Here is a 22,345-nt window from a genome sequence, read left to right as displayed (position 1 = left end):
GATGTGGATCAGCTATCAGCCTCAAGCTAGCGCATTTCAAAGCGCTACTTGGTAGCGGGCTTGTATCCCGACGAAAACGCTTCAATCGCGGCTTGATTGAACTTTGCATTGGCTTGAAATTTTTGTGCCTCGGCTGCGCGGGCGTCTTGGAGCACGCTGGCTGTCAGCTCTTTCACGATCTCGGCCTTCACTTCGCTAAAGTCTCGCAAACGTGGCAGGCGTCGATCATTCAATTTTATTATGTGAAATCCAAATTTGGTCTGAATGACATCGCTCACCGATCCCGGGCGATCTAACTGAAATGCTGCAACTTCGAATTCGGGAACCATACGCCCTCTTCCGAAAAATCCCAAGTCGCCACCTTTGCTGGCCGTTGCAGCATCAGTCGAGTTGTCTTTCGCGAGCCGAGCAAAGTCTTCGCCCCCTCGGATCTGCTTCAGCAAAGCCTCTGCTTTGCTGCGTGCTTCAGCATCAGATCCACCGATCAAGATATGACTAATTCCTACTTCCTCAGAAGTCTTGTATTTTTCGGGATTGGTTTTATAGACGTTTAGCGCCATTCGCTCCAAAGCGGATGGATTGGGCATCGATTGCTTGTCGATAGCCTCAAGCATCGCATCCGACAGTACCTTGTCACGCGCCACCTTCAACAGCGCCTGTACGGATGGTTGTTTGTCCAGCCCTTGCTCCTCCGCGCGGACTGCCAAGGCGCGACGTGCGTAAAGATTGCTGGCGATCTGAGACACCGTTTGCGGTTTTGATAGTACCAGCCCCTGCATTTCCGGAGGCATTCGCTGTGCGTCTGCCCGCATGTCATCAGCAGTAATAACGATGCCTGCACCCTCCACTAACGGCGCCTGCTCCGCATGGACGCTGACAGCAGAAAAGGCTCCCAAAGCCACAACAGCGGCGAGTTGAATAAAAGTCTGGTTAGCTTGTTTCATATGCGGATTAGAAAAAGAAAAAGCGGGGACAACCCCGCTTTTTCTGATCGCCTAGCGGCGATTAAGTGCCACGAATTACTTCGTGAAACGGTGTGGCCAAGTGATACCGTACGTACCGGACATGCCTGCTGCAGCTTGGGGGTTGCTCAACTTGATGAAAGAAGAACCCAGAATTGGCAGACCCAGACCAGCGTTGGTGGTATCCAGCACGCCCCAACCGTTTTGATACGTACCGGTCGTCACAGTGCGACGAGCAACGGAAGCACCCAGCACTGAAGTACCAGTATCAGCAAAAGCCAACACACTCACTTCACCGCAGAACTGTACGGAAGTAGCAGTGCCTGGAGAGAACACTGGGGTGGTGCCGCCCGTAGTTTCTTCACGGTCAAAGAAACGCTGGCCGTCTGCACGCACGCAGATGTTACCGTTGGCATCAACAGTGGTGTTGCCTTGGGCAAGCGATGCACCCACAACGGTACCGGCAGGGTAGAACTGATCGTTAGCATGGCCAGCCGTGCCCAAGTCCGTAAACAGACGGTAGGCGACAGTAGCTGCTGCAGTTGCAGTGGTCAGGCTCGTCGCTGCTGCGTAGTTCGCCGCAACGTTATAGCGACGGGTAGGCATGGAGAACACCCAGTCGGTCTTAGCCGAGATCGAGGCGTCGTTGGCATACTGGTTCGTGACCGACTTAACCTGCAGTGCCGCTGCCAGGCGCTGAGCTTGGTCAAGAGGCGTAGCAACCGCAGCTGCGCCGTTGTAAGGCGTCGACAAGTCTGGCACGTCGAAGTTCAGCAGACCAATCGAAGCGGTGGTCACGGCGGTACCGGCAGCGTTGAAGACGTTTGCCGTACGGAACAGCGGGTCAGCTGTCAGGTCGTTGGCGTTGCCTGCAGCAGCGGTGTCCAGTTGTGGGAAGTGCACGAAGTTGCCGCGCAAATTGCCGCCTGTAGCGCGCACAGCAGTTGCCGCACCGGAGAAAGTGGTCGTCTGGGCAACGTTGATGATGTACCAGTCGCCCATCAGGCCGGTGGTTGGCGTTTGCAGACCAGCTTCAGCACCAGTCGCCTCGGTGAACGTCGTGGTTGCGACAGTGTTCACGCGAGTGCGAGCGGCAGAGCCAGCAACCGAGCAAGGCGCAACCGCATTCACGTGCTTAACAGCCGTGAACAGGGGAGACTTTTGCGTGTCGCCAGTAGCAGACGTACCATCCGTACCCCAGGCGTTAGTGCCAGTGATATCAGCCATGTTGAAAATCTCAACATAACCTTCGCGGGTCAGGTTAGCGCGAGCAGCAGCATCCAGATAGGAAGGCAGACGATTCTGCACGAAAGGCTGAGCAACGTCCTTGGTCAGCGCAGGCACAGTGCAAGTGTTGTCGCTGGTAGTCAGCTGAGCAACGCCGTCGGCGCCGGCCGTGACAGCAGCGGTCCAAACGTCACCGGGCGACATGAACACTTGGAAGTCCAGCACGTCGTCAGAGTTGGCAGCACTGCGGAAGCGAACCTTCACCAGCTTACCGTTCGTTTGATCAGTGTTGGTAACGTGCAGAACGGTCATGTTGCCGTTTTGAGCGTTGTAGTAAGGCACCACAAGCGCGTGACCCACGCCGCCTTCGGAAACAGCCAGGTCAGTGCTGGTGGACTTAACAAATGTACCCGCGTCAATGATAGCTGCACCAACTGCATCGCCAGCGGCACCAGCAGCACCAGCACCGACGATCACAGCCGCAGAAGCAGCACCTGCAAAGCCCAGGCCACCAATCATGGCAGCAATGCTCAAGGCCATCACATTTTTCTTCATATCAAGAACTCCAGTTAAAAAGTTTGTAAGCGCAACTACCACGATTGATTACGCTTAGGCATCGTAGCACAGCGCATAAGGGGCTTGTACAGCGGGCGGCCGGTGAAACCGCCTGTTGTTGATGAAAAGCAACAGTTGTCAGAGCGGTGTGGCAGAACCTCCTTCGCAGGGACCAGCAACAGCGCAGAAGAACCTTTTTGCAATCACAGGTCCTGGTGGCGCCACCACTTGCCGTCTTCGAGCAACCATGTCTCGTCCACGTACGTGTCAATCGTACCCAGTTTCATACCCAAAAGGGCAGGCGTTGCGCTCAATTTCATGCGGGCCGTGCACTTTTCGCCACTCTCGCAAGTCACCTTGAAAGGCGTTGCTGCCTCTACCGTTGCGCCCGAGCCAAACTGCATGCGGAACTGCTCGGCCGTCTTGATGGACCGGTAAGCAGGCGTGGACAGGGCCCAGGCCTTTTCGTACTGCCCGGCGATGCGCGCCTTCCAATACTCGGTGGCCCGCTGGCCAACGATTTCTTCGGGGGTGGATGCGCCCAAGCTTGCGCAACCAGCAACAAGCATGGCCGCCGACAGAGCGATGGCGGCCGCGCCCAGGCGGCGGGTGGTCTGATAGATTGGCATGGTGTTTTGAAGGTCCTTCAAATAAAACGCTACTGAAAATTTGCCGCCACCGCCCCCGGCGTACCGGGGGCGAACGCCTGGCGGTGCAACCGGGGGCAGCGCAGAGACACGGACTAGCCTGGCCGGGCCTTAGTTCCTGTCGGCGGTGCCCACGCCACGCAAACCACGCAGCCGGTCGCGCAGGTCTTCGCTGACTTCGCGGATGTCGATGTCGGTACGCACCACGCGGGGTGTCAGCACCACGAGCAGTTCGGTCCGCGTGTTTTCGGCCCGGTTGGTACCAAACAGTTTGCCCACCAGGGGCACATCCTGCAGCAACGGGACGCCGGTTTTGCCCGAGGTGCTGTTGTCGCGGATCAACCCGCCCAGAACGATCGAATCACCGGAGCGCACGGCCACCTTGCTGCTGATCTGGCGCTGCAGAAAGGCTGGCTGGTTGTTGGCGCTACCGCGGTTGTCGCCCCTTTGCGTCACGGTCTGGTCCACCTGCATGGTGACGAGGTTGCCCGAATTGACCGAAGGGGTCACCGTAAGGCCCACGCCGGTATCCTTGTACTGGATGGTGTTGGTGGTGGTGTTGTTGGCGTTGTCGCTGGTGATGGTGGCCGTGGCAATGGGCTCCTGGTCGCCCACGGTGATCGCAGCGGTGTGGTTGTCAAGCACCATCAACGATGGGCTTGAAATGACCTTGAGTTGCGACTTGTCGGCCAGCGCCTGGAGAACGGCGCGCGGGCTGCCGCCCTTGCTCAGGATGTAAGAGAAGCCCTGGGCCACACCGCCCAGTGCTCCGCCTTCGAGGCCACTGATCCGGCCAGCCCCGGTAAAACTGCTGCTTTCGGAGCCATCCTTGAAGCCCCACTGCACGCCGTACTTGAGTGTGTCGCCCAGCGTCACCTCCACGATGGTGGCCTCGATCAGCACCTGGGTGGGCGGCAGATCCAGACGCTTGAGCGTCGCCTCCAGTTTGTTGTATTCAGCACGTGTGGCCCAGACCAGGATGGAGTTGTTCAGCTCGTCGGCCATAACCCGGATGTTGCCGATGGCGGCAACGGCCGGACCAACCGCCTGCTGGCCCACCTGCTGGCCCTGGCCGATGCCACCGATTTGCCCGGTGGTACGCCCGCCGATGCCGCCCAGCGCAGAAGAACCGCCCAGGCCTGTGCCCAGGCCGGTTCCGGTACGGTTGTTACCCAGCGCACCGCCCAGCAGCGACCCGGAGTTGCCAAACGCGTTGGGCACACCACCCTGCCCATATGTGTTACCCACGGCGGAGGTCAACCCCGGCGCAATGCCCGTGCCGCCCACTGGCGATGCGCCCCCGGCCATGCCGCCAAAGATGCCACTGAGCACGGACGCCAGGTGGCGCGCATTGCCGTTTTGGACCTTGAAGATATGCAACTGCGCCTCGGCACCGTTGTCGCTGGGCTGGTCCAGCCGCTCGATCCAGCGGCGGGCTTCCTCCAGATACGAAGCGCGCGGGGTGACCACCAGGATGCTGTTGAGCCGCTCGATGGGCATGACACGCAGGGCACCAAAGAGCGGATTGCCCTCGGCCAGCGCTGCTGCCGTAGCAGCACGGGCACCACCTGCGGCGTTGGGCGTGGTGGCGGTGGCAGTACCGGGGCGGGCTGCGTTGTTGCCCTGCGCTGCAGGCGCCGCTGCGCCACTGCCGCCGCCAACCAATGCCAGGGCGGCCTCGACCTCCTGGATGGATGCGTGCTTGAGCGGGAACACGCCAACGGACATGCCCTTGAGCAGGTCCACATCAAAGGTGTTGACCATGTCGAGCCACCCCTCTGCCTGGGTGCGCGTGCCCGACAGCACCAGCAGGTTGCGCAGGTTGTCCACGCGCACGATGGCATCGGGCGGCATCATGGGCCGCAGGATGGTGGCCATTTCTGCGGCGCCAATGTACTGCAAAGGCACCACGATGGCACCCTGGCCTGGCGACATGCTCGCGCCGGCGGTAGCCTGGCGCACCGCACCCATGCCGATGGCGCGCAGCGCCTCCGGGCGGCCCACCTGGTAAACACCCCGCGCGTCGCGAACCATGCTCAGGCCATTGGCCTGCAGCGCGCTTTCAAGCAGGAAGGCCGCCTGGTCTGGAGACACCGCATTGCGGGTGGCCAGCGTCACGGTGCCCGCCAAGGGCGGGTGCAGAACATAGTCGAGCTTGAGGATGTCGCCCAACACGGTCCTCACGACCTGGGCCACGGGCGCTTCTTCGAAATTGAGGGAGACAGGCGGGCCTTCGAGCGCTGGAGTGGCCTTGGGGGCATTGGTCACGCGGTCGTTGCCCCGGATGATCCTGGGCTCGTTGGCAGAAGGCGCATCGTCGGGCCTGCTGCGCAAGGATGGGTCGGCAGCAGGCGCTGCAGCAGCAGCGGCAGGCGCAGAAACATTGGGCGCAGGAATGGGCGCAGCCTGCGGCTGAACCACGGTGCCGGTAGCAGGCGCGCCGAATGTGACCTGGGGCTGCCCCGGGCTTTGGGCGAAGCCGATGGATGCGTGGCACAGCGCCAATGCCGTTGCGGTGAATGCGTGTTGGTATCTTTTCATGATGGGCTGCTGTTCGGCGAAATCACAGGATGCGAATGCACCCGCAACTCCGGCACGGTTTGCTGAGCGTGTAACGGCCTGGCGGCCATGGCCAGGTCCGGATTCAAATCCACTGCAAAGTGGCGCATGGCGATCATCGCGCGCTGCCGCCGAACACGGCACGTGGCGCCGCGGGTCGTGCGGCACCGGCCGCGCCCGTGGGCGCAGGGGCGGTGCCCGCTTCGGCTGCCGGTGGCAGGCTCGGAGCCCTGGGCGGCTGGACATCGGGCGGTGGCGGAGCCACAGCAGGAGACGGGGCCGGCGCTGCGGCTGGCGGCAGCCCCCCTCCGCCTGTGGTCAGGCTGGCGCGTTGCAGGGTGAGCGTACGTGTCTGCCCCTGGCCAGCAAACGTCACGGTGTTGCCCGCAATGGACTGCAGTGTCCAGCCTTCGATGGATTCGTTGACGCGCAGGCGCTTGTCGGCACCGCCCATCTTGATGATGACGCCACCCCCGCCCGAAGACTGGAAGACGCCCATGAGTCTGGCTGTGCTCAGGTTGTCCACCAGCGCAGCCACGACAGGCTCGGGCGGTGGAGGCGGAGGTGGCGGGCGTCGGTTGGCAGCGAAGAGAGGGCGCTCGAGCAGCACCACAAACTGGCTGGTGTTCACGGGCAGGCTGTCGCCCACTGGCGGGAGCATGGCCCGGTAGTCTGTTTTTTGTGGCCGCGGGGGTTCCCAGTGGCTGTTGCGCAGCCCACCACCCGGGTTGTACCAAAGCGCCGCCAGCAGGGCGACAAGCGCTGCATTGAGCAACAACAGGGTCAGAAAGGTGGCACGCCTCATGGTTTCTCTTTCAAGGCGCTAAAAGAAAAATTGACGGCGAGTTTCGGCTGGAACTTGGGGTTGGTATTGCCTAGCCCCCCCACAAGCTGAATATCGAAATCTTCGAGCACCACCACCGGGGTCTGGGTAGACAGAACGGCCAGAGCACTCTGTACTGCCAGCCATTCACCTTCTGCGCGCACAGTAATGGGTATGCGGTCGTAGCCCTTGCCCGCCTTGAGCGGCAACACCTGGCTGCTGCTGATCTGCAATCCTGCCCCGCTCAATATGTCTCGCAGCTTTTGCTGTGCAGCATTGCCAGCCTGCGTGGCGTCCTGGTCGGCAGGGTAGGCGTACTTGCCACGCAGACCGCGCGCTTGCGCCAGCACTTCGGCAACTTCCGTACGCTGGGCATCCAGCCCCACCATGCGGGCGTAGCGCGGCTCGAGTTCTTGCAACCGGGCCTGAGCCCACTGGTGCTTTTGAAACGTGTACAGGCCGATACCTCCCAACGGAAGCAGCAGCACGAGGGCAACAACGCCCATTGCAAGCATTTCGGCAGATGGTTTGCTTTTCATGCGCATGTCAGGGTTTGGCGGCAGGCAGCGCTGCGCTGCCTTTGCCAGCGGGCGCAGAGGCACCGGGAGACGCAGCGGGAGCACCACCAAACGTGGCTCCCCCAAAAGTGGCGCCCCCCGAAGGCGCCGCTGCCCGGGCCGGCACCGGGGGCGCGGCTACGGGTGGTGGTGGCGCTGCTGACGTACCGGCCTGCACTGGCGTCGGCGGAGCCGTTGAGGATGCCGGGGGGCTTGCATCGCTTGCTGTGCCTGCGGAAGCAGTGCCCGCCGCGGGCTGCACCGCAGTCTGGGCCAATGCGACTCCGTATTGTTGCGGGTCCAGCGCGAATTCGATGACGAAGGTTTCCTTGGCGGTACCGGGCATGCGCGTGGCTGCAGTCGGGGCCTTGACGTCACGAATGCCGGGTTGCTCGCTCAGGACCTGCATCAGGGCCGACGAATTACCCGTCTGCCCTACGATCGTCACCTTGTTGCCCTGGAGCTTGAATGTCTGAAGCGCAGCATCGTCCGGCAACGCGTGGGTCAGCCGTTCGATCACCTTCAAAGGTTCGATGCGGCCCTGCAGTATTTCAGCTAGCGCATTCAATTGCTCAGTTGTCTTCAGCAGCTCTTCGCGCTGTGCCACAACGGGGCGCGCCACGGCCACGGCTTTGTCGTAGGCATTTACTGCCTCGACCGCTCGAAGGCGCAACTGGGCAGTAGGGGTGAGCAGGACACCCCCCAGCAAGACAATGGCGCAAAAAACCATTGCGTAAGCGCCCCACAGCTTTTTACGTCCGGCTTGCTGGCGGGCCTCTTCCCCAAAACCCCTGAAAACGATCGCAGTGTTGCGGGCAGACCGCGCCCACACCTCCGGCGTTTGAACCTTGGGTTGCACCCGCGCCAGACGGTCGGACTGCGTCGCAAGAAACTGCTCTACCTGGCGGCGAGAGGCTATCGCCACCTCAACCTGTACGGAGCCATCCGCGTTTGCCCGCGCGTCGTGGCCGAACACGACGTCCGAAGGCCCGAACGGGCTGACCGATTGAACGTCGAGTTCGATCGCTCCTGCAAGGTCTGCATCGGAGAGTGCGGGCAATGTCAGTTGCCTGCGCAGCAAAAGATCGTCCGGAACCTCTACCGCAACACAGCTGGCAGAGGCCGCGGCAGCGGTACCCGAAGCAGGCGCACCATCGCGCCACACCGCATCGCTCCCATCTGCCTGAACAAGAATGACAGGTACCGACGGCGTTAACCAGACCAGAGGGGCGTGCCGGTGCAGCCGCTGCCAGCCGCTGAGGACAAGGCTCCCAGCCGAACGAAGGTCCATGCCAAAAAATCGCGCTTCAGGGGATAGGGTTGGCATTTTGGCTATTGGGATACCCGGGGTAGGAATGTTTGCAAATTGCTGGACTGGAGAGTGCGCCAGGGCAATCCATCCCGAGTGCTGGTACCTACATCCACGACGCGAACCATTTGCAAAGTGCCGCCCTCCGCAAGCGGCACGGCAGCCTCAAGACGGTAACGACGGGAGGGAGAGATTGCGACGAATGCGGGATCCAGCGCGGTAGTGTCGACCTGATCGCCCCCCGCCCCACGGTCCTGGATGACACGCAGCGCGACCGCTTCATTGCCGCCCGAGAGTACCGCCAGCACTCCAGCAGGCGCCGCCAAGGGGTTCACCCGGCCCGACGCGCCCGAGTAGACGGTCACGAGCGGAGAAAGTCTAGCATACAGGTCGTAATCGACACCTGGCACCCTCAACAGCTCTTCCGAGGCCTCAAAACGCTGCGCCTGACCTTGCCCATCCCTTTGCTCGCGCACCTCCACAGTCAACTGGGCCAATCGCTGCGCCGCATCAGGGGCTACGCCGCCAGCGGTTTCGTAAAGACGCGCCAGCAAAGGCTGAGGAGCGGTGTTCAGGTCTATCCAGCCATTGAGCGGCGCGACAGCCACCCTGACAGAGACCCCCTGGTAGGCAAGATCCGCTACCAAGGCGCGGGTGGTGCGCACCTGCTGCCCGGCTAGTTCCTGCAGCGCAAGGTTGATGGCTGCATCGCCAATGGCACGCGCTTGCAGCATCTGCTTTTCAGCTGCGACAGTGCGGACTTCGCTCCTGCTCGCACGACTCATGCCGGTGACCAGCACCGACAAGGCGGCCACGACCCAGAGCACCGCAATGAGCGCCATACCTGAAGACAAGGAGGCTGGATACTGTCGGGGAGACGTCATTTCACGAACTTCCACCGAACACGGCTTCACCACCGCCGATTCCCCGGAGTCCCTTCGGGGTGGAGCGCATAGGAATCACCAGCAGCGGCAACGGCCCGGCAGGCGACGAAATGGACAGTGAAATCCGGTCGGGCGCCGCATCTGGCATGGTCTCTGGCGCCTGCCAAGCCGGCATCCAGCGAAACGGCTCGACGGATGAACTTGCGTATTGGAGCGCCAAACCGGTCACCCCGGGGAGAAGCAGGCGAACCTGCTCCCGGCTCCAGTCCGGGCCCGGCTGATCAGGCGACCACGGCGTAAAGGCGAGCAACAGCCCGGTCTCTCCGTTGCTCTGGCCCAGCGCAAGCCGGAAGTAGTAGCGTCCGCCCAGCCCATGCCGGGCGGGCATGATCCCGATCCATGTGACTTGATCCGGCCGCCCTTCAAAGAAGAATGGCGACTGCCCGACGGCCGAGGGTTGATTTGGGCGCTGGAAATAAACGCGCCCCAGTGCAGAACGCAGAAATCCGGACATCACCCGGACTTCGTCGGTGTGCAGCAGTCGCAGATCGATTTTTTCCCCGGTTTGTGCCGTGGTTCGCAATGCGGAGCCCATGCCCAGAACGATCAGGGACAGCAACGACATGACGACCAGCATTTCCAGCAATGTGAAGCCGCGACGCCGACCTGACGGGCTCCGCGAAAGCAGCCCTCCCCTGCCGGGCAGCCAAGGTGCCGCGCTCTGCTGGCCCGATTGCGCCCGCCTCATCGGCTTCCCCCTGGAAGTCCGTCCACCCGTCGCTCGGGGAGCAGCGTCGCCAGCGCTAGTTGCCGGGGTGTCACCCCATCTGTCCAGCTGACCAGCACCTCAATCTCATGCAATCGCGGAATGTTGGGGCCAGTTTGCGATGTGACAAATGGCGCGCTGCGAAGGGTCCATTGGTAGCCCGCGGACTCCCCCTGGTCACGCCAGCCGTCTGGCGGCACACCGTCACGTACAGAAAGCAACGACTCGGCCAGCATGACTGCGCCCTGCTGGCGCTCGGCCACCCCGGTGGCACGGGCACTGGAGCCTGATGCCTTGTAGAGCATGGTCAACGACATCGCCATGATGACGAAAGCAACCAGGAGTTCGAGCAGCGAAAAGCCTTGCTGGCTGCCATCTCGAAAGCGACTCATGGCCCGGCCACCGGTTCCTGCTCCACCCGGCCAGAGAGCCAATCCACACGCAGCCTTGTCCCGCCTGCACCAGAGGTGCGAAGCACGTCGATGCTGCCGCCTGTGGCGCCACCATCTGGCAAAAACCGGATCGACGCAACGCCATCAGCGGCAAGCTCGGTCCCGGCGACCGTTGCGCTGACCGTCAGCGATTCCGCCAGCTGATACTGCGTCTGACCCAGGATGCCGTAGGTACGATCGCGCAGGTTGATACCAAACCTGGTTTCCGCACGGCCCGACGCCGCCTGCTGGCGGGCAGTACGCAGTTCGGACACCATGGTGCGCAAGGTATCCCGGTACTGGGCTGTTTCGCGCATTTTCTGGTAAGCCACAGGCACGATGGCAATGAGGATCGCCATCACGGCAAAAACCACCAGCAACTCCACCAGCGTGAAACCGGATTCACGCTTTCCTGTTGCCGACATGTTCAATCCCTGCTGCCGTGGTCAGTCACGAAGGCCGTCAAGGCAGCTTAGGGCGTGTTGCGCACGTCAGCGTTTTCACCTTCGCCACCGGGCGCACCATCAGCACCCAGCGAAAGAATTTCCAGACCGCCATTGGGGCCCGGGTTGGCGTAGCGATAAGCACGACCCCATGGATCCTGTGGCACGCCACCCTTCAGGTAGGGACCGGCCCAGCCATTGACACTGCCTGGCCGCTTGACCAGAGCATCGAGGCCTTCTTCCGAGGTGGGATAGCGTCCGACATCCAGCTTGAACAGCTCCAGAGACTTGTCGAGGTCACTGATCTGTACGCCCGCCGTCTTGGATTTTGCTCCCCCGAGCTGATTCAGGACACGAGGGCCGACCAGGCCCGCCAACAGCGTGAGGATAGCGAGCACGACCAGCAGTTCGATCAGCGTGAAACCCCGTGCGGCCCGCACTTGCGAGGTGGAGCGGCCAAAACGGGCAGATCGGTAAGCAGCAGAAAAATTGAACATGAAAGAGCAGATCCTTAAAAAACTCATCCAGCCAGGTCATTGATGGACAGGATGCCCAGCAGGATGGAAACGATGATGGCAGCGATCAGAACACCGAGAACAAGAATCAAGGCGGGCTCCACCAGCGTCAGAAGACGTTTGATACCCGTTTCCACTTCGCGGTTCAATATGTTTGCCAGTTCCAGCATCATCGGCCCGATCCGGCCCGTCTCCTCGCCGACGCGGATGAGGTTGATCGCCAAGGGCTCGAAGATTCCCGTGGCAGAAATCGCCTGCACGACCTTGCCCCCCTCCTTGACGACAGGCGCGACCTTGATGAGCTCTTGCCTCAAGATCATGTTTCCGACCGTTTCCGTGGCGATGTGCAACGCGGTCAACATGGGCACGCCGTTGCCGAGCAAGGTGCCGAGAGACCTTGCAAAAAGGGTCAGTTGATATTTCAGCGCCAGTTGGCCGACCATTGGCGTGCGCAAAAGCATGCCTTCCCACCATTGGCGTCCGCTGGGTGATTTGAGCCATCGCATCAGAGCAGCAGCCAGCAAGAAGGCGCCGATAGCGAAAAACAGACCATAGTTGGTGAATGCCTGTCCCAGATTCATCACAAGGCGCGTAGGGGTCGGCAGGGCATCGCCCATGTCGAGAAACAGCTTTTCAAACTGGGGGACGACAAAGCCCAGCATGGCGATCAGCGACAAAACGGCTACACCCAAAAGGATCGCTGGGTAGATAGTGGCCGAGATGACGTTGTCGCGCAGGGCGCGCTGGCGCTCCATGTGCTCGACAAGGCGGTCCAGCACCGCAGACATCTGTCCGCTGGCCTCGCCCGAGCGGATCATGTTGATGTAGAAATCCCCAAACAAGTTTCCATGCTGCGCAAGGGCCTTGCTGAGGGGCGTTCCGCCTTTGACCGCGTCCAAGGTGGATTGGACTAACACTGCCACGCTGGGCTTGTGGCTCATGTCGATAAGCACCCGTAGCGCATTGTCCAGGGCAAGCCCCGCCCTCAGCATGATCGCGAGCTCCGAAGTCAGCGCGAGGACATCGGCCGACGACACCCGGCTCTTGTCGACCCGCCGGTGACCCAGCGAGCGCCCAGCCACTTTGCCTGCAATCTTCAACGCACCCGGGCCGCCACCCATGCTACCGTCGGCCTCCTGGATGCTCAAGGGTGTGAGGCCTTGGTCGCGCAGCGCCTTTGTGACAGCAGCAGGGCCGCTGGCGGCCATCGTGCCTTGCTGTGTTTGCCCCTGGGGCGATGCAGCCCTCCACGCGTAATCACGCATCTGACTGATCCTGCGTCACCCGGGCCAGTTCATCCAGCGATGTCACGCCAGCCGCGACCTTGCGCAGCCCGTCCTCGTAAAGGCTCAGCATCCCGTGCTTTGCAGCCAGACTGTTCAGCAGGTTTGCATCCTGTCCTTCGATGATGGCCCGGCGCATGGCCTCATCAAGCACCATCAGCTCGTGGATACCCGTACGCCCGCGGTAGCCCGAATGGCGACACTCTGGGCACCCCACGGCGCGATAAATGGTGCGTTGCCCTGCGCCCAGAAAACGCTGCAATCCCGATTGCGCAAGTAGCGCCGACTCCGGTTCGTAGGGCTCTTTGCAATGGTCACACAGCGTGCGCACCAGGCGTTGCGCGAGGACACCGTTGACCGAGGACGTAATCAGGTAGCGCTCGACGCCCATGTCCTGCATGCGGATGACTGCCCCGGCTGCAGTGTTGGTGTGAAGCGTAGACAGGACCAGATGCCCCGTCAGCGCGGATTGAACGGCAATCTGCGCCGTTTCGCCATCGCGCATCTCCCCGATCATGATGATGTCGGGATCCTGTCGAAGGATGGAGCGCAACGCGTTGGCGAACGTCAGATTGATCTGCGCATGGACCTGGATCTGGTTGATACCGTCGAGCTGGTATTCCACCGGGTCTTCGACCGTGATGATCTTTTGCTCACTGGCATCGATCTTGGCCAAGGCCGCATAAAGCGTCGTTGTCTTGCCGGACCCGGTGGGCCCGGTCACCAGCAGGATTCCGTGCGGCTTGGCAAGCAGCTGGTTGAAACGCGCCAGCGTATCGGGGGCAAAGCCCATCTTTTCCAGTTCAAGCCGCACGCTTGCACGATCCAGGACGCGCATCACAACGCTTTCCCCATGGACAGTAGGAACGGTCGAGACCCGCAGGTCCAGTTCGCGGCCCTTGACCCGGGTCTTGATGCGGCCGTCTTGTGGAAGCCGACGCTCGGCAATGTCCAGGTGCGCCAGCAGCTTGACGCGCGAACTGACAGCTGCGCTCAGTCGCGGGGGCACCACCTCGCCGGGGTGGATGACACCGTCAACCCGGTACCGTACGTGCAAGCCGTCGTCAAATGGCTCCAGGTGGATGTCCGAAGCCCGCAAGTCGATAACGCGACCGATGATGGCGTTCACCAAGCGGATCACCGGTGCCTCGCTGGCGAGGTCTTTCAGATGCTCGACGAAGTCTCCACTATCGGTCACATCGCCGAAACCATCGTCGCTTGCAGCCTCCTCGATCGGGGCGGTGAGCGCCTTTTCGATATCGGCCTCAAGCGCCAGCAGCGGGCGTATGTCGAGACCGGTGGCGAGCCGCAGTGCCTTGACCACAAAGGCATCTTGGGGCCGGGCCATTGCAATGTGCAGCGTCGTCCCTTCGACACGCAACGGACAGACGTTGTGCGCATGAAGGAACTCTGGCAGCAGCCCTTCGACTTCAGGCACGAGATCCGGAAAATCGGACGCCTTGGCCAAGGCCAGCCCCAGCTGGCCCGCGAGGATCTGAGCGACATCTGCGTCTGACACCAGCCCAAGCCGCACCACGACACGACCCAGCATCCCACCCATTTCCTGCTGCGCCAGCAAGGCGCGTTCAAGATCTCGAGGGGTCAGCTTTCCGCTGGCAACCAGCAATTCGCCAATTCGCACGCGGGCCGGAGCGGTCGGTTCCACAGACGCAATGGGGGAAAGTTCGGAGAAGGTCGTCATTTACGCAGGTAGCTGTGACGCAAGCGTGGCCTGAAATCCAGGCACGTCAGGGCGCAGGGTGCTGAGTGTATCCGTCCCGCCCAAGTGGCTTAAAGTCACCGTGATACCGAACAAATGGGCATCCCTGCCCTCCAAAACCTACGATGCATCCCTCGCAATCCGGCAAACCAACGGCCGCCACCCACCCCCGGTTCATGTTTGCACTCCTGGTCGCCGCAGGGCTCCTGCCAGTGTTGGCCGGATCATGGGGCATCCATCAGTGGATAGGCCACGCTGCCACAACAACGCCAGGCCGCCAGAACATGCTTCTCGCTCCGATGATTGGGGTGATGGAGCCGTGCATTACCGTGCAGGACAGAGGGATGCAATCCGATTACCCCACCGATCTGGTGCAATCGTGCGTCGGTGAGCGCGGGTCGGCGGCGGCACTGATCGAGGCAACGCTCAAGCAGCTGGAGCCTGCAGGCACTGGCCAAGACGCTCATCAAAAGCTGGGCTACACCCTGGCTGTGCCCCTGCTGGAACTGCTGCGCCTGCGTGGAGCGGAGTGGGAAATCGATACAGCCATGGTCCGCCGGTTCGTGCGGACCATTGAGGACAGCCCACGTTCAGTCATCCTGTATCTCTTTTCTACCCACTTCGCCAGCGGAGGTGCAGCCGAGCAGCAGCTCGCGAACGACAAGCAAAACATTGCGCAGAACCGGAACGGTGCGTTGCCTCAAGGCAGTTACTACGGCGCACCCATTTACAACTGGAGCGTGGCCTCAACCGGGAACGCGCTGACGGAGTTGCGGCTCAAGGCCATTGAAGCCCTGGCGAACGAACTCTGCAGGCTGCCACCTGCCCACCTTGCCAAAATCAAGGGCGTAACCCTGCTGGGTGAAGTCCATCACCTGTTTCCGGAGTTTGAACAAGGGATGGGCTTTGACCTGCCATATCTGGCGACGGACTACAGCGAAGCCGCAGATTCCGGTTTCAGACGTTACCTCCAACAGCTTTTTCCGTCGATCGACCAGCTGAATCAGCAACTTGGCTCTTCGTTTGCCTCATTTGCGGAGGTCAAACCGCCTTCGAAAGACATCCGCTCCGAGCCACTGCGGAACTTTTTTGAACACATGGACAGCTTCGCCCATGGCGTACTTCCAGTCTCCGGATGGGTCGACCCGCGCAAGCACCCACGGGCTACCAGTGTCCACATCTACCTTGACGGCAAGCCACATGCCCAGGTGCCCGTATCACAGCGACGACAGGACGTGCTGGAAGCGCATCCTGCACTGGGTACCGCTGATACAGGGTGGCGATATGACCTGGATTTTCGGCAGTTGGCACCCGGCTTCCATCAGATCGACATCTTTCTGAAAGAGTCCTCCGGGCCCCTCGTGCGGCTGGATACACGCAAGATCACCGTGATGGATGCATCGCAGCGCTCACCGGTCGAGCATGCACAGGCCGAAATTCCAACGCACCTTCCCAAGGAGCCTCAGCGTCTCGCCCATGTGGACGAACCCAAAGACCTTAGGTCCTACTACTACAACCCGCTTGCCCCGCTGTGGCTCGCGTTTCGCGAGCGACAGGTCCAGGCGTATATCGCCCACTTTGCGCGCGCAGTTCAGTCCACTTGCCTGACCCGCAACAACCTGTACTCGCACCAGATCTACCCGTACGCAAACCCCAGCTGGGACCACAACAAATTCGGGGTTGGACAGTCGCTCAGACCCAACAACCTGTACACGCCAGGTGTCAGCCTCTACGGGGAAGCCGCTTACGGCCATGACTTTTTGCGATGGACGCAGGCGCAGCGCATGCAGCGCTACGGTGTCACAGAGTTCCACCCGCTCAAGCCGATGGAAGCGGGAGAACTTGGAGAGGTGTTTCAGCGCCACGAAAGAAACGGAGCCCGGTTCCTATCGTTCTTTCTGGAACCGCGCTGGCATGGCAAGCTGATGCCGAGAGAACACAACATTTTCTCGCTGGACCCGGAAAATTCCAGATTCGGCTCGGATCGCCTGTACGGGGCGGTGTATGAATACCTCGCCAAAGCACCCGGCTCGAAGCAGCAGGATACGAAGGTGAGGCAATCCAGCAAGGCCGACGACCGGTGAGGACACCGGCTCCGTTCAGCCCATCAAGGGAACAGCTCTGCCTGCCCGATGTTCAGCCCAGCTGCATCTTTGGCAGACAGCGCCGGAACAATCCCTGCAACCGGCCATTGGATGCCGATCTCAGGATCGTTCCAAGCAAGACAACGCTCATGGGCAGGGGCGTAATAGTCCGTCGTCTTGTAAAGGAACTCAGCCTCGTCACTCAGGACCAGAAATCCGTGCCCGAACCCTGGGGGAACCCAAAGCTGACGCTGGTTCTCGGCGCTGAGAACCTCGCCCACCCACCGGCCAAATGTCGGGGATGAACGGCGCAAATCGACAGCCACGTCGAAAACAGATCCGGAAACCACACGCACCAGTTTCCCCTGCGGCTGCTGGATCTGATAGTGCAAGCCCCGCAGTACCCCCTTGGCGCTGCGGCTGTGGTTGTCCTGCACGAACTGGTGGTTGGTGCCAGTGGCCTCATTGAAGGCACGCTGGTTGAAACTCTCGAAGAAAAATCCGCGCGCATCGCCGAACACCTTGGGTTCGATGAGCATCACATCCGGAATGGCCAGGGGCGTTACTTGCATGGGTGACAGGGATCAGTAGATTTTTTCTTTGAGCAGCCGCATCAGATACTGGCCGTAGCCGCTCTTGATGAGGGGTTGCGCCATCTGAGCCAGCTGGGCCTCGTCGATCCAGCCGCTGCGCCACGCGATCTCCTCGGGGCAGGCGATCTTCAGGCCCTGCCGGTGCTCCAGGGTGGCGATGAACTGCCCGGCTTCGAGCAGGCTTTCGTGCGTGCCGGTGTCCAGCCATGCGTAGCCGCGGCCCATGATTTCCACGCGCAGCTGCCCACGCTCCAGGTAGAGGCGGTTGAGGTCGGTGATTTCGTATTCGCCGCGGGCAGAGGGCTTGAGGCTTTTGGCGAGCTCCACCACCTGGCTGTCGTAGAAATACAGCCCTGTGACGGCATAGCTGGATTTGGGGGACGCTGGTTTTTCCTCGATGGACAGCACCTTGCCCTGGGCGTCGAACTCGGCCACGCCATAGCGCTCGGGGTCTTGCACGTGATAGGCAAAGACGCTGGCACCCTCGGAACGCGCCATCGCGTGACCCAGGATTTCATGAAAGTCGTGGCCGTAGAAGATGTTGTCGCCCAAGACCAGCGCACTGGGAGAACCATCCAGGAATTTTTCGCCGATCACAAACGCCTGCGCCAGGCCGTCTGGCTGCGCCTGCACGGCGTACTCCAGCCGGATGCCCCACTGGCTGCCATCGCCCAGCAGTTGCTGAAAGCGCGGGGTGTCTTGCGGGGTGCTGATGACCAAGATCTCGCGGATGCCCGCCAGCATGAGGGTGCTGAGCGGGTAGTAGATCATGGGCTTGTCATACACAGGCAGCAACTGCTTGCTGATGGCCAGCGTGGCCGGGTGCAGGCGAGTGCCGGAGCCCCCGGCGAGGATGATGCCTTTGCGTGCGGTCATGGTGCAATGATGTATGTGGTGGGCGCAGCGGCTCAGAGGATTTCAGTCAGCATGCGGGCCACGCCCGTCTGCCAGTGCGGCAGGGTGAGGCCAAACGTCGCCTGCAGCTTGCGGGTATCCAGCCGCGAATTGCCGGGGCGGATGGCGGGTGTGGGGAATGCGCTGGTGGGCACAGGCGCGATATCGGTGGCCACGATGCTGCTGCCCGATGGCGAACGGCGGGCCTGGTCGATCACAAAGCGGGCGTAGCCGTTCCAGGTGGTCTCGCCGGCTGCAGCCAGGTGGTAGAGCCCCGCGTCCTGCGGACGGTGCTGCAGATGGCGGATGGCGTGGGCGGTAACGTCGGCCAGCAGCTCTGCGCCCGTAGGCGCGCCCCACTGGTCGTCAATGACTGTCAGGCGCTCGCGCTCCCGCGCCAGGCGCAGCATGGTCTTGGCGAAGTTGCCGCCGCGTGCCGCGTACACCCAGCTGGTACGCAAGATAAGGTGGTGCGCGCCGGACTGCTGCACCAGCTGCTCGCCCTCCAGCTTGGTTCGGCCATACACGCTCAGGGGCCCGGGAGCGTCGGCTTCGGTCCAGGGGCGCTGCCCGCTGCCGTCAAACACGTAGTCGGTGCTGTAATGCACCAGCAGCGCGCCGATGCGCGCGGCTTCCAAGGCCAACGCGCCGGGCGCCAGGGCATTGAGGCTGCGGGCCAGCTCTGGCTCGCCCTCGGCCTTGTCCACAGCAGTATGGGCGGCAGCGTTGACGATGATATCGGGCCGCAAGGCCCGCACCGTGTCGGCCACGCCTGCAGGGTTTGCAAAATCGCCGCAGTGGTCGGTACTGTCAAAGTCCAGCGCCGTCACATTGCCCAGCACGGCCAGGCTGCGCTGCAGTTCCCAGCCGACCTGGCCGCCACGGCCGAAAAGCAGAATGCTCTTCATGCGGCAGCGCCCTGTGCAGCCGACGCGTACTGGGTCTGCACCCACTCGCGGTAGGCACCGGTCTGCACGTTGGCCACCCAGTCGGCATTGGCCAGGTACCACTCCACTGTTTTGCGGATGCCGGTGTCAAACGTTTCGGCGGGCTTCCAGCCCAGCTCGGCCTCCAGCTTGCGGGCGTCGATGGCGTAGCGGCGGTCGTGGCCGGGGCGGTCGGTGACGTACGTGATCTGGCTGGCGTAGCTCTGGCCATCGGCGCGGGGGCGCAGCTCGTCGAGCAGCGCACACACGGTGTTGACGATCTCGATGTTGGGCTTTTCGTTCCAGCCGCCGACGTTGTAGGTCTCACCGAGGCGCCCGCCTTCCAGCACGCGGCGGATGGCGCTGCAGTGGTCTTTCACGTAGAGCCAGTCGCGTACCTGCATGCCGTCGCCGTACACAGGCAGGTTCTTGCCTGCCAGGGCGTTGACGATCATCAGCGGGATGAGCTTTTCGGGGAAGTGGTACGGGCCGTAGTTGTTGCTGCAGTTGGTGGTGAGCACCGGCAGGCCGTAGGTATGGTGCCAGGCGCGCACCAGGTGGTCGCTGGCGGCCTTGCTGGCCGAGTACGGGCTGTTGGGCTCGAACGCATGCTGTTCGGTGAAGGCAGGCGCAGTGGCGGCCAGCGAGCCATAGACCTCGTCGGTCGAGACATGCAGAAAGCGGAGTGCTCCTTTTTCAGGAGCATCAAGTCCAGACCAGTATTGCCTGACCGCCTCCAGAAGCCTGAAAGTGCCGACCACATTGGTCTGGATGAAGTCTTCGGGCCCGTGGATGGAGCGGTCAACATGGGATTCGGCAGCGAAGTTGACCACCGCACGCGGCCTGTGTTCGGCCAGCAGGCGTGCCACCAGAGCAGTATTGCCAATATCGCCCTGCACAAAGACGTGGCGGGCATCGCCCTCCAGCGCGCGCAGGTTGTGCAGGTTGCCTGCGTAGGTGAGCTTGTCGAGGTTGACGACCGGCTCGCTTGAGGCCGCAAGCCAGTCCAGAACAAAATTTGCGCCGATGAAACCTGCGCCGCCGGTAACCAAGATCATAGGGGTGGGCTGTAGGGGTGTGCCTTGCGGCAAAGCCTTGGATTATCCCACCCACCCCGCTGCCGAAGTAACACTTTCCTTCGGGCAGCCGGCAGGTGCGCGCGACGACGCCAGCCTCAGAAGTGAATGCCCCGCATCATCTGCTGCAGCGCTACCGCCTCGGCCGACAGCTGGGGCTTGGCGTTCTTGTCGCCCTTGGCGGCCGTCGAATCGGGGAACATGCGGAAGCTGGTGTTCATGGATATCTGCGCAATCCGCGGCACCAGCGCATGCAGGATCTGCCCGGTGATGCCCAGGCGGGTGGCGATGCGCACGGGCTTGAAGATGCAGGCCTGCGCGATCATGTCGGCGGCCTCTTCCGGACTCAGCGTGGGCACGTTGTTGTAGATCTTGGTCGGCGCGATCATGGGCGTGCGCACCAGTGGCATGTTGATGGTGGTGAAGGTGATGCCCTGGTCGGCGAACTCGCTGGAGGCGCAGCGCGTCCAGGCATCCAGCGCCGCCTTGCTGGCCACGTAGGCCGAAAAGCGCGGGGCATTGGTCAGCACGCCGATGGAGCTGATGTTGACCACGTGGCCCTTGCGCTTTTCGACCATGCCGGGCAAAAAGCCCATGGTCACGCGCAGGCAGCCAAAGTAGTTGAGCTGCATGGTGCGCTCGTAGTCGTGGAAGCGGTCGTAGCTCGACTCGATGGCGCGGCGGATGGAGCGACCCGCGTTGTTGATGAGGAAGTCCACCCCGCCGTGGTTCTCGATGAGCAGCTTCACGAACCGGTCGCAGTCGGTCATGTCGGCAATATCGGCCGGGTAGGCAATGAAGGCATAGCCCTTGGCCTTGGCCTCGGCGCAGGCTTCGTCAAGCTTGTCCTGGTCGCGCCCACAGATGATGGTCGTGGCACCTGCCTCGGCAAACTTGTGCGCTGCTGCCAGGCCGATGCCCGAAGAGCCACCGGTGACCAGCACCACCTTGCCGGCGACGGTGCCCTTGAGCGTGCGGTCGATGAACAGCTCGGGATCAAGGTTGCGCTCCCAGTAATCCCACAGGCGCCAGGCGTAGTCCTTGAGGTTGGGGCAAGACACGCCAGAGCCCTTGAGCGCCGCCAGCGTCTCGCGGCAGTCAAAGCGCGTGGGGTAGTTCACAAACGTGAGCATGTCTTCGGGCAGGCCCAGGTCCTTCATCACGGCGTTGCGCACGCGGCGCACGGGCGCCAGCGCCATCAGGCTCTTCTTGATGCCCTTGGGGATGAAGCCCAGCAGCGCGGCGTTCACAAACAGGTTCATGCGGGGGGCGTGCGCAGCGCGGCTGAAGATGTCCAGCACATCCCCCACGCGGTAGCCCACGGGGTCGACCAGGTGGTAGCACTTCTTGCCGATGTCCTTGCCGTGGCTGATGACGTTGATCGCATTGACCACGAAGTCCACCGGCACGATGTTGACGCGCCCGCCCTCGAGGCCCACCACGGGCATCCACGGCGGCAGGATTTCGCGCAGGCGCTGGATCAGCTTGAAGAAGTAGTACGGGCCGTCGATCTTGTCCATCTCGCCGGTCTGGCTGTCGCCCACGACCATGGCCGGGCGGTACACCGTCCACGGCACCTTGCAGTCCTGGCGCACGATCTTTTCGCTTTCGTGCTTGGTCTGGAAGTACGGGTGGTCCAGGCCCTCGGCTTCCTCGAACATGTCTTCGCGGAACACGCCTTCGTACAGGCCTGCTGCCGCGATGGAAGACACATGATGAAAGTGCCCGGCATCGATGGCCTTGGCCAGCTCGATGGTGTTGCGCGTGCCTTCGATGTTGACGGCGACCTGCGTTTCCTCGTCGGCACCCAGGTCGTACACCGCGGCGAGGTGGTGGAAATGCTCGATCTGGCCCTTGAGCTTCTTGATGTCTTCCGAAGCCACGCCCAGCTTCTTCGCGGTCAGGTCGCCAAACACCGGGATGGCACGCGTGGCGCCCACGCCCCAGAAGCTGCGCAGGTCAGCCACCTTGTTGGCGCTTTCCTTGCGGATCAGGAAATGCACCACCGAACCCTTGCGCTCCAGCAGCTTCTTGACCAGCCGCTTGCCAATGAACCCCGTTGCCCCCGTCACGAAATACTGCATGTAATGA

General features: G+C 62.0%; 20 protein-coding genes. 1 reads left to right on the top strand and 19 read right to left on the bottom strand.

What is annotated here, in order from left to right; translation table 11 throughout:
* Positions 1-44 precede the first annotated feature (44 nt).
* The 14 genes from ACTPOI_RS05065 to gspE form a co-directional block, all read right to left on the bottom strand.
* A complete protein-coding gene (locus ACTPOI_RS05065; RefSeq protein ID WP_440107031.1) occupies positions 45-944 on the bottom strand; it encodes a peptidylprolyl isomerase in 900 nt (299 codons plus the stop codon).
* A gap of 75 nt (positions 945-1,019) precedes the next feature.
* Positions 1,020-2,744 (bottom strand): cell surface protein, encoded by a 1,725-nt coding sequence (locus ACTPOI_RS05060; protein WP_440107029.1) that lies wholly within the window; start codon positions 2,742-2,744, stop codon positions 1,020-1,022.
* 203 nt (positions 2,745-2,947) lie between these two features.
* The gene (locus tag ACTPOI_RS05055) at positions 2,948-3,373 is read right to left on the bottom strand and encodes a hypothetical protein (RefSeq protein WP_291516993.1); all 426 of its coding nucleotides are present in this window, start codon (positions 3,371-3,373) and stop codon (positions 2,948-2,950) included.
* Positions 3,374-3,502: 129 nt separating this feature from the next.
* A complete protein-coding gene (gene gspD / locus ACTPOI_RS05050; protein WP_440107026.1) occupies positions 3,503-5,932 on the bottom strand; it encodes a type II secretion system secretin GspD in 2,430 nt (809 codons plus the stop codon).
* A 133-nt stretch (positions 5,933-6,065) separates the two neighbouring features.
* Positions 6,066-6,755: a hypothetical protein gene (locus ACTPOI_RS05045; protein WP_440107024.1), complete on the bottom strand. Its 690-nt coding sequence runs from the start codon at positions 6,753-6,755 to the stop codon at positions 6,066-6,068.
* Positions 6,752-7,312: a type II secretion system protein GspM gene (gspM, locus tag ACTPOI_RS05040; RefSeq protein WP_440107022.1), complete on the bottom strand. Its 561-nt coding sequence runs from the start codon at positions 7,310-7,312 to the stop codon at positions 6,752-6,754. Before gspM ends, ACTPOI_RS05045 begins: the two co-directional genes overlap by 4 nt.
* 7 nt (positions 7,313-7,319) lie before the next feature.
* Positions 7,320-8,390, bottom strand: a complete 1,071-nt coding sequence (locus ACTPOI_RS05035) for a PilN domain-containing protein (RefSeq protein ID WP_440107020.1) — start codon at positions 8,388-8,390, stop codon at positions 7,320-7,322.
* A 272-nt stretch (positions 8,391-8,662) separates the two neighbouring features.
* Positions 8,663-9,523 (bottom strand): general secretion pathway protein GspK, encoded by an 861-nt coding sequence (locus tag ACTPOI_RS05030; RefSeq protein ID WP_440107018.1) that lies wholly within the window; start codon positions 9,521-9,523, stop codon positions 8,663-8,665.
* Between the two features lies 1 nt (position 9,524).
* Positions 9,525-10,271 (bottom strand): PulJ/GspJ family protein, encoded by a 747-nt coding sequence (locus ACTPOI_RS05025; protein WP_440107016.1) that lies wholly within the window; start codon positions 10,269-10,271, stop codon positions 9,525-9,527.
* Complete coding sequence (locus ACTPOI_RS05020; RefSeq protein ID WP_440107014.1) at positions 10,268-10,681, bottom strand: type IV pilus modification PilV family protein; 414 nt, start codon at positions 10,679-10,681, stop codon at positions 10,268-10,270. Before ACTPOI_RS05020 ends, ACTPOI_RS05025 begins: the two co-directional genes overlap by 4 nt.
* Positions 10,678-11,145 carry a pilus assembly FimT family protein gene (locus tag ACTPOI_RS05015; protein ID WP_440108265.1) on the bottom strand — a complete coding sequence of 156 codons (468 nt, stop codon included), beginning with the start codon at positions 11,143-11,145 and terminating at the stop codon, positions 10,678-10,680. The genes ACTPOI_RS05020 and ACTPOI_RS05015 overlap by 4 nt, the downstream gene beginning before the upstream one ends.
* 47 nt (positions 11,146-11,192) lie before the next feature.
* Positions 11,193-11,660, bottom strand: a complete 468-nt coding sequence (gspG, locus tag ACTPOI_RS05010) for a type II secretion system major pseudopilin GspG (protein ID WP_440107012.1) — start codon at positions 11,658-11,660, stop codon at positions 11,193-11,195.
* Positions 11,661-11,683: 23 nt separating this feature from the next.
* A complete protein-coding gene (locus ACTPOI_RS05005) occupies positions 11,684-12,943 on the bottom strand; it encodes a type II secretion system F family protein (protein ID WP_440107010.1) in 1,260 nt (419 codons plus the stop codon).
* Positions 12,936-14,663 carry a type II secretion system ATPase GspE gene (gene gspE / locus ACTPOI_RS05000; RefSeq protein WP_440107008.1) on the bottom strand — a complete coding sequence of 576 codons (1,728 nt, stop codon included), beginning with the start codon at positions 14,661-14,663 and terminating at the stop codon, positions 12,936-12,938. The genes ACTPOI_RS05005 and gspE overlap by 8 nt, the downstream gene beginning before the upstream one ends.
* Positions 14,664-14,857: 194 nt before the next feature.
* On the opposite strand from gspE, the gene ACTPOI_RS04995 reads away from it, so the two are divergent.
* Positions 14,858-16,765 carry a hypothetical protein gene (locus ACTPOI_RS04995; protein WP_440107006.1) on the top strand — a complete coding sequence of 636 codons (1,908 nt, stop codon included), beginning with the start codon at positions 14,858-14,860 and terminating at the stop codon, positions 16,763-16,765.
* A 23-nt stretch (positions 16,766-16,788) separates the two neighbouring features.
* Here the strand turns inward: ACTPOI_RS04995 and rfbC are convergent, their stop codons facing one another.
* The 5 genes from rfbC to ACTPOI_RS04970 form a co-directional block, all read right to left on the bottom strand.
* Positions 16,789-17,337 carry a dTDP-4-dehydrorhamnose 3,5-epimerase gene (gene rfbC / locus ACTPOI_RS04990; protein WP_440107004.1) on the bottom strand — a complete coding sequence of 183 codons (549 nt, stop codon included), beginning with the start codon at positions 17,335-17,337 and terminating at the stop codon, positions 16,789-16,791.
* Between the two features lie 12 nt (positions 17,338-17,349).
* Complete coding sequence (gene rfbA, locus ACTPOI_RS04985) at positions 17,350-18,234, bottom strand: glucose-1-phosphate thymidylyltransferase RfbA (RefSeq protein ID WP_440107002.1); 885 nt, start codon at positions 18,232-18,234, stop codon at positions 17,350-17,352.
* A gap of 32 nt (positions 18,235-18,266) precedes the next feature.
* On the bottom strand, positions 18,267-19,160 hold the full coding sequence (gene rfbD / locus ACTPOI_RS04980) for a dTDP-4-dehydrorhamnose reductase (RefSeq protein ID WP_440107000.1): 894 nt from the start codon (positions 19,158-19,160) through the stop codon (positions 18,267-18,269).
* On the bottom strand, positions 19,157-20,236 hold the full coding sequence (gene rfbB / locus ACTPOI_RS04975) for a dTDP-glucose 4,6-dehydratase (RefSeq protein WP_440106998.1): 1,080 nt from the start codon (positions 20,234-20,236) through the stop codon (positions 19,157-19,159). The genes rfbD and rfbB overlap by 4 nt, the downstream gene beginning before the upstream one ends.
* 116 nt (positions 20,237-20,352) lie before the next feature.
* Positions 20,353-22,338: an SDR family oxidoreductase gene (locus ACTPOI_RS04970; RefSeq protein ID WP_440106996.1), complete on the bottom strand. Its 1,986-nt coding sequence runs from the start codon at positions 22,336-22,338 to the stop codon at positions 20,353-20,355.
* Between the last annotated feature and the right edge of the window lie 7 nt (positions 22,339-22,345).

This window comes from Acidovorax sp. BL-A-41-H1 (assembly GCF_051942715.1).
Note: the sequence above shows the minus strand (reverse complement) of the source record. Positions and strands in the feature narration are given on the sequence as shown.